This window comes from Nostoc sp. LEGE 12447 (assembly GCF_015206985.1).
Classification (GTDB): Bacteria; Cyanobacteriota; Cyanobacteriia; order Cyanobacteriales; family Nostocaceae; genus Nostoc.
This window is the reverse complement of record NZ_JADEXT010000050.1, coordinates 38,158-45,389: the sequence shown is the minus strand read 5'-3', so window position 1 is coordinate 45,389 and position 7,232 is coordinate 38,158. Positions and strand designations below refer to the sequence as shown.

At 42.8% G+C, this 7,232-nt stretch carries 7 protein-coding genes; 4 read left to right on the top strand and 3 right to left on the bottom strand.

Annotated features, from left to right (window positions below):
• Positions 1-47 precede the first annotated feature (47 nt).
• Complete coding sequence (locus IQ274_RS30990; protein WP_194144523.1) at positions 48-1,064, top strand: phosphotransferase; 1,017 nt, start codon at positions 48-50, stop codon at positions 1,062-1,064.
• An 89-nt stretch (positions 1,065-1,153) separates the two neighbouring features.
• Here the strand turns inward: IQ274_RS30990 and IQ274_RS37880 are convergent, their stop codons facing one another.
• The 3 genes from IQ274_RS37880 to IQ274_RS30975 are packed head-to-tail and all read right to left on the bottom strand — an operon-like array spanning position 1,154 to position 5,609.
• Entirely contained in the window at positions 1,154-1,429 is a 276-nt protein-coding gene (locus IQ274_RS37880; protein ID WP_322745395.1) for a methyltransferase, read from the bottom strand.
• Positions 1,407-2,987 (bottom strand): Dyp-type peroxidase, encoded by a 1,581-nt coding sequence (locus IQ274_RS30980; protein WP_163927790.1) that lies wholly within the window; start codon positions 2,985-2,987, stop codon positions 1,407-1,409. Before IQ274_RS30980 ends, IQ274_RS37880 begins: the two co-directional genes overlap by 23 nt.
• A gap of 21 nt (positions 2,988-3,008) precedes the next feature.
• Positions 3,009-5,609, bottom strand: coding sequence for a family 16 glycoside hydrolase (locus IQ274_RS30975; protein ID WP_194144522.1), 2,601 nt, complete (start codon positions 5,607-5,609; stop codon positions 3,009-3,011).
• 259 nt (positions 5,610-5,868) lie between these two features.
• Here IQ274_RS30975 and IQ274_RS36905 point away from each other — a divergent pair, with 259 nt between their 5' ends.
• The 3 genes from IQ274_RS36905 (at position 5,869) to IQ274_RS30965 (ending at position 7,225) form a co-directional block, all read left to right on the top strand.
• Complete coding sequence (locus IQ274_RS36905; RefSeq protein WP_228058476.1) at positions 5,869-6,144, top strand: hypothetical protein; 276 nt, start codon at positions 5,869-5,871, stop codon at positions 6,142-6,144.
• Between the two features lie 146 nt (positions 6,145-6,290).
• Positions 6,291-6,710 (top strand): hypothetical protein, encoded by a 420-nt coding sequence (locus IQ274_RS36900; RefSeq protein ID WP_228058475.1) that lies wholly within the window; start codon positions 6,291-6,293, stop codon positions 6,708-6,710.
• A gap of 62 nt (positions 6,711-6,772) precedes the next feature.
• Entirely contained in the window at positions 6,773-7,225 is a 453-nt protein-coding gene (locus tag IQ274_RS30965; protein WP_194144526.1) for a hypothetical protein, read from the top strand.
• Positions 7,226-7,232: the final 7 nt, after the last annotated feature.

Genomic DNA, 7,232 nt, shown 5'->3' with positions numbered 1-7,232 from the left:
AAAAATGCTGAGACACTCTATCCGACTGGTCATACATTATCTTAAGTATGGTTCAGTGCCGCTCACGATGTGAGGTACAAGTTTTATTCCAGCGATCGCCTGATTCATATTTTGATTCAGCAACGCCGATTAATTGTGAGTTACATCAAAAAGATATCAAACGTATTGATTCAATTAAGCAGCTTCGCGTTCGTCACTGGTCAACAGTTCTGCAAATACCTACAAGCATCGGCAACATTTATTTCAAAGCAGTTGTATCAGAGCTTGCTTATGAAGCCGCACTTAGCCAAGTTCTATCGCATCGGTATCCTCAATGTATGCCACAAGTTTTAGCGATTAATGGGGAGAAAGGTTGGCTACTTATGCTTGATGGAGGGATGATGCTTCAGAACACTCTGAAAATTGAAGATGACATTAAACATTGGCAGAATCTTTTACCCTGCTATGCAAAATTGCAACAGGATTGTACCAAATATCTTAATGAGTTTCTGAAACTGGGTGTGCCTGATCGTCGTTTAGCAAGCTTGCCTGTTAGGTTTCAACAACTGCTAATGGATACCGAAACGTTAGGGCTGAATCAGCCTGGTGGACTTAATTTACTCGAATATCAGTGCTTACAGAATCAGGCTAACTTATTAGTTAAATTATGTGAAGAACTAGCGACCTTTGGTATACCAGAAACTTTGCATCATGGTGATTTACACGATGGGAACATTTTTATTTGCGATGAAAATTACTTGTTTTTTGACTGGGGTGATAGTAGCATCACTCATCCTTTTTTCAGCCTCCATAGTACCTACGATTGTTTGAAGAGGAGATTTAAATTAGCAAAAAATTCATCTTGGTTTGAGCGACTCAGAGCTTTCTACTTAGAACAATGGGCTGAATATGAGACTAAAGAAAGACTCCAACAAGCGTTTGAGCAAGCTCAACAGTTGTCTCCTATTGTTGCAGCTTTGAGGTGGCTACCAGTTTTATCCACAATGAATGCAATCCATCGAAACCAATATATGGAAGCAGTTCCAAATTTATTAAGGGAGTTTCTAAGCATGATCTCAGTTTGATCAGGATAAGTAAGGTGTTGTGAATCTACTTCCCATCTTCCCATCTTGCTGCTCGTAGCTGGGCATCAATGAGGCGTTAAAGGCATTAGTTACTGCTTAGAGGCGGTGCTAATACGATCAGCATTAGGAATAAACTCAAAAACTATCACTCTTCCATCAGCAACCAGCGCCTTCTTAATTTTTCTCAGTAATTTTTCACACATCACCACATCGAAATGATGTAAACAATTACAAACTGCTTGATTGGTAAGGGTTTTAGCTTTTCTTAGTGCTATTTGAATAAGGGGAAAGGGAAAAAGTAGAAACCCTTCACCTTTCCCCTTTACCCGACTTTTAGAGTCCTTATTTGCTTGGTGAACTACCACTGAGATTTTTTAAAAAACTAATCGAAGGAGAGAAAAAATATTCCCCACCTTTGAGAGTGACAAATTGACCAAATTGATTTTCGTCGGGAATTTCGGGCTTGACTGTAGATTTACCCCACTGTGATGGCCAATTTTTTGGGGGTTTAGGAGCTTCATTAATCACTGGATCGGCTTGCTCACCCAGCTTTTGACCGATAACCGCGTCTAATCCCGTTTTATCATAGTTTGGATTTGTGCCACCAGAAATACCAGGTTCAAGGAAGTTGGGATTATTACACCAAAAACGCTGAATAAACTCAAACTGCTCCCAGATATCTGATTGGTAGCACATGAAAAGTAATCCAACTCCATTGGTGGGAAGATCATCTAAATTATCAGAACTGCTGAGAGGTCCTCCATAGGTAATACCACGTCGAGCAATTCTGTGTCCTAGTTCTTCCTCCTTCGACTTAGCGAAAGGACCATCTGCTTTCACAGATTCCAATCGGGGATTACTTTTACGGATATGGGCATGAAAAGGACAAGTCAAACCCAACTTATCACCTTGATAATTGAAATCGTTGGGGATAGCGGGTTTGTTTGTGTTCGCCCAAGCACCGTTACCAGGTTGCAGGACAATAGGTGAACCATCCTCGTAACGTCCCACTGCCATCGCTCCTGCTAATTCTCTTGGCAGTCCTAAGCTTTCTCCTAACTTAGCTTCAGCAGTTTTGAAACCTTGCACATTCTGTTCGAGTTTGCGAAAAACTAAGAAACTGCCAAAACTAACGTCTGCCGTCTTGCCATTTGGGTCGGGAATTAAAACCAACTTTAAAGGAGCAGCTGGTTCCCAGAAACGAGTTCCTTTTAGGCTTTTCTCTCGTTCGTACTGTTTTTTAAGAAAGATAGGTTGACTAACACCATCAGCATAACCAAAGTGTTCGACAACTACACCGAACTCATTACTAGGGTTAGTCGTATCGGCAGTATCAAATTTGCGTCGTAAGGTAAGCCCACGCTCGATGGTTCTGACTGTGGCGACATCTTTGAGTTGTTCAAGAATTTTAATTTCCTGAGCGATTAATTCCGCCGGATCATCGTTAGCAAGGAGCAAAACTGCATCAATTGAGTTTTGAAATCCACTTTCCCAGTTACTCGTAGGCGGATCAAGAAGAACTGAGGCGCGATTTTTCATCCCTTCTTGAAAAGCATTGGCGTAAGGTGGAGCCGTTCGTTTCTGTGGGTTTGCTCCTGTAGGTATTTTGTTTGCTGGGATGCCGAGACGAGCATAACCACTAGCACTCAGCGCAAAATGGGTGAATAAACCCGCATCAACTTTCTCTCGTTTATAGCGTTCTGTTCCATCCAATTGGGCTTTAGCTGAAGTAACGTCTAATCTAGCAATCCACTTTTTGACGTTTTCGATCTGATTGGGTTTATCGAAGGCGATAAAAATATGGGCAGCATGATCTCGTCCATGCCCGTTAAGGATGTTTCCTTGTAAGTCTTTGAGAACATCTGCAATTTGGGGATTATCTTGATCAATTGGCCCTGAATTGGTCGTTAAATCTAATGGCATAGTTATTATATTCTCCGTGTTTTACAATTCTTTAATGCGGATATTGCGGAACTGAACAATTTCGGTGTGGCATTGTAGGGCTATATAACCTTCCCTCCGCTTTGGTGCAGCAATAGTAGTGCTAGATACTTTCTCACCATTAAGAACTACAACAATCGAATCGCCTTGAACAGTAATCTCGTAAACATTCCAAGGCCCATCAGCTGTAAATCTGGAACGGATTACCTTACTCATCCCCTGTGTGGCAGGAGCAAGAGTATAAATTGCGCCTGTCTTCTCACGGAATCCCCCAAAGATTGATTGAGGATTTCTATCATCTCGATAATTCTTCCCAGTTTCATCGATTTGAATTTCTGTACAAGCTTCATAGAAAGAGTTGTCGAGGGATCTTCCTGTAGGATCTGGGATACGTAAAAATATTCCAGAGTTCGCACGTATAGAAAAGGCTTTCCACTCTAGACGCAGAACAAAATCTTTGAATTGCTTCGGTTGATAATAGAGCAACCCTAAAACACTATCTACGCCAGCTTTCCCTGCTTCAATAATAGGAGGTTGTCCTAAAGGCTGTAAAGGTGTAAAGTTTGCAGCCCCAACAGAACGCCATACACCAGGAAAATTACCGTTGAAGAGAGATTGGAAGCCAGCATCTTTGTCTTCAAAAGGCTTTTCTTCTTGATATCGCTCAGTAATACCTAAAGCTACTTTACGAGCCAGCACTAACCCTGTAGGCACGGGATTCGCCGAGCCTGCTGTGGGGAACAAGGACTGATCGGCACAATAAGCATTGGCAACATGATGAAAGCGTCCATGCACGTCAGTTACAGATGTCTCTGGATCATCTCCCATCCAAAGAGTACCGCACTCGTGATAAGTAGTTCCTAAGCCGTCTTCAACAGCATCAACAAGTACGATATTGGGATTAGCGTTAGATTCACCTTGTCTTTTGCCAGCTTCTTCAACGGTCACATTGGCTAACCGAGCAATGAATTGGAAAGCTGCTGCCCTCTGTGCATTACGAAGTTTCAATACCTCGTTCGTTTCCACAAGTTGAACATAGCCTTCTGGGTTGCCAAAACGGTCTTTAGCTGAGGGGCTGGTATCCATCCAACTAGTGTTGGCACTACGTACCCCGCCATATTCTACTGGCGCTTCTTTGTCACCGAAATCTTCCCCACAAGTTCTTATCCCTACGGTGATCCATTCATTGGCATCTGGCTCACCTTTTAGTTGTTGGGCTTTCTCAAGTAGGTCATCGCGATCGGGTATCATCTGATAAAGAGAGTACTCGGCGTTATTGCCAGCATTGGGTGCTGCGTAAAATTGGAAGTGAAAGCGTCCAGTGAGGTTATTGGAGTTTAAATCTGTTGCTGTACCCTCAATCTGTAAAGCTGCTTGCTGTAAAACTTTATCCTTGAAGATATCTTTTAACAATCCTTCTTCTTCTAAGATAGGTAAACTTTCGAGGTGGGTGCGGCTTATCTTCCAAAGATAATTACCTCGGATATGAACCATCAGGTTAGCTCCCATACGTTCTTTTGTAAGTAACGCTGGGCGAGGAAAAGAGTTTCTGGCTATGCGGGTTGAATTGACACAATTAGCGGCTAAAACTACCATCCCTTGCTCAGGAACTGTAATGTTTTGAACTATCTCGCCTGCACCAACTGGGTCATTAACAGCAACTCTTATGCCTCGGACAACTCCCTCTTGTGTTTCTAAATTTAGGACAGTAACGTTTGGTACTAAAAATAGATAGCGATCTTGATCATTATTGTTTGACCTTCCTACATCCTCCCGAATCGCACTCAAAAGACCAGGTAGACTGCTATATTTATCTGGACTAAACAATCCGGATAATTCAGATTCAACTTTGACTGCGATCGGTGGTTGAAGCACACGATCAATTGAATAACTATCTACTGGGAGGTTGAATGGAGTTAATTTACGAGAGCGTTTGAGTAAAGCTTCGTAAAGTCCGCCATAGATAAAGTCCTCTTCTTTGCCACGCCTATCAACATCGTAATCTGCGCCAATTTCTTGAGTGATAAAATTATAGCCTTGTTCGCTCTTCAAGAATGCAGAGACTGAGTTTGGCCACTGAACCAAATCAGCAGTAGTCAAGGAAGGAGACCAACCACCCCAAAAAAGACCTTTCCCACCAACACAACGATGATGAGGTCGGAATTTTCCGGCAAAATCGCGTCCAAATGGAACTCCTTGCCCCTCTGATGTACCATTTACGTTAATGATTCGATATTGTCCTTCAGGTAGAAGATTAGCAAGAGGTAATTCATAAAGTCCTCCTAATCCCAAAGGTAGGTTTTGGAAATGTTCGTGAATCAAAAATGGGCCTTCTTGAAGAACTAAAATTTTAGGGCGAGGACGACCAGACCCAAAATTCTTTGTTTTGTTATATATATCGGTTGCAAAATATGCGCCATACATTCCCGATCCAACTACAATAACGTCAAAGCCACCTGGTACGGCTGCTAAAGCTTCATCTAGGGTATTGCAAACAAACCTGGAAAGGGCATCACGATTGAATGATGTATCCTGAATACCACCTGGTGCTATTACAGGTTCACCTAATGGATTAAGGAATTTAGCTAATTTTTGTAATGGCATATTGATTATTAGATTGACAACTCGAAATCTATGAAAGCAGTCTTTATGAGAAAAACTACGATGTTATCTACCTCCATTTTTTGATTCTGAGTAACAAAATAGACACGTTTATTGGAATAAATTTTGAGCCTGATTTCATATTGAAATATATCCAAGAGATGAGAATTTACGTTCAATACGTCAAGTCGCTTTGATCGAATTAAAGACTCAAAATTAGGGTTTCCCTTTAACTGTCTTATCTGCTGATTTTTAGCTATTTATGCAGATTTCAGAAAAATCATCGATTTGTTTAAGACTTCATGTGATTATCCCGATTGAAGATATGCTGTGGGGATCGCAGCAAAAGCCCTCAGTCAATCAGCTATGGCAGGAGTGTTGGACGGCTGACCCCTACGGTTCTAGGTGGATGCCTCTGACAAGTGCTTTGGGTTACAGTACTTTTATCTCTGCAAAGAAAATTCTCTCCGAAAGTGGGTTGTTCATTTTCAAGCAGGACTTGTCGATTCAGGATGGACGCGAGACGTTGCTTGGCTGATCAAGAATTTGCATGGTAGCCGGATGAAAGAATTTTGGGGGAAAGCCAATTCTGCGTCACTAAAACCAGATGCTGAAAAACGATAACCTTATGCTGATATTTCAGATAAAGATGCTGGCTCTGAAGAAATGGGTGCTTTGTATTAAGTGCCTATTTTAGGTAAAGACCAGTCAGAGCAGGGGTTACAGGAAACCTCACGAACTACTCAGGAACAGCTAACGGACTCAAATGATGAGTTCGTTAGCTGTGTCTCTGACACGCTAAATGAGATTTCGCAAGTTGAGGAGACGGCTCATGCGCCCTTGAGGGGCGCGTCGCCTCAGACTGTTGAAAGCGTGTCAGAGAACGAGAAAGACTCGCCTACGGCGAATGACTGTACATCGCTGGCGCTTGTGGAAGCTGCACTAAGTCAACCTGCTCCGTTGTTGGCTGAAAAGCAGGACTGTGGTATTGAGGCGGCAGTCTCTCATGAAGGCGATTTTTCCGCCGCGCCCGTTGCCCAAAATGAATTTTCTTCCAAGGAAGCGATCGCCAATCAAATACAGGGGCAGGTAGAACAAGGTTGAATGGCACTAAGTTAAGCTGAATAGTAGGCAGCGTAAGGATTGTAGAGGAGCAGGGGGCAGGGGTGCAGAGAGGAATTTCTAAATATCTGTTCGTATGCCTAAAATTTCTTCTTTCTCCCCTGCTCCTCCGCTCCTCTGCACCCCTGCTGCCTCAACGATTTTCCCTTTTCTTAGTGCCATTCGAACAAAGTTATTCTGCTTTATTGATGGTTGAAAATTCAGTTTCGGGTGGAGAAGTGAAAGCAGATCATGAGGGTGAAAGTTCCGCCGCGCCTGTCCCCAGTCCTGAAAAATGGTCGCATGAGGCGATAGTTGCAAGGGCAAATGCGCGACCGGAGCGTATGCATAAACTTAAAGTAGCTGAAAATTCGGGGCATAATCCGGGGTTGAACTTTTTGCAAGAGTGCTGGAATGATGACCCGGCACTTGTGATAGTGATCAAGAAGTTGCTGGCGAAGTTTCCGCAGTGGGGGATTGCGATTGTGGATGGCGTGTTGATGAAGTGGAATAAGTAACGGTTCA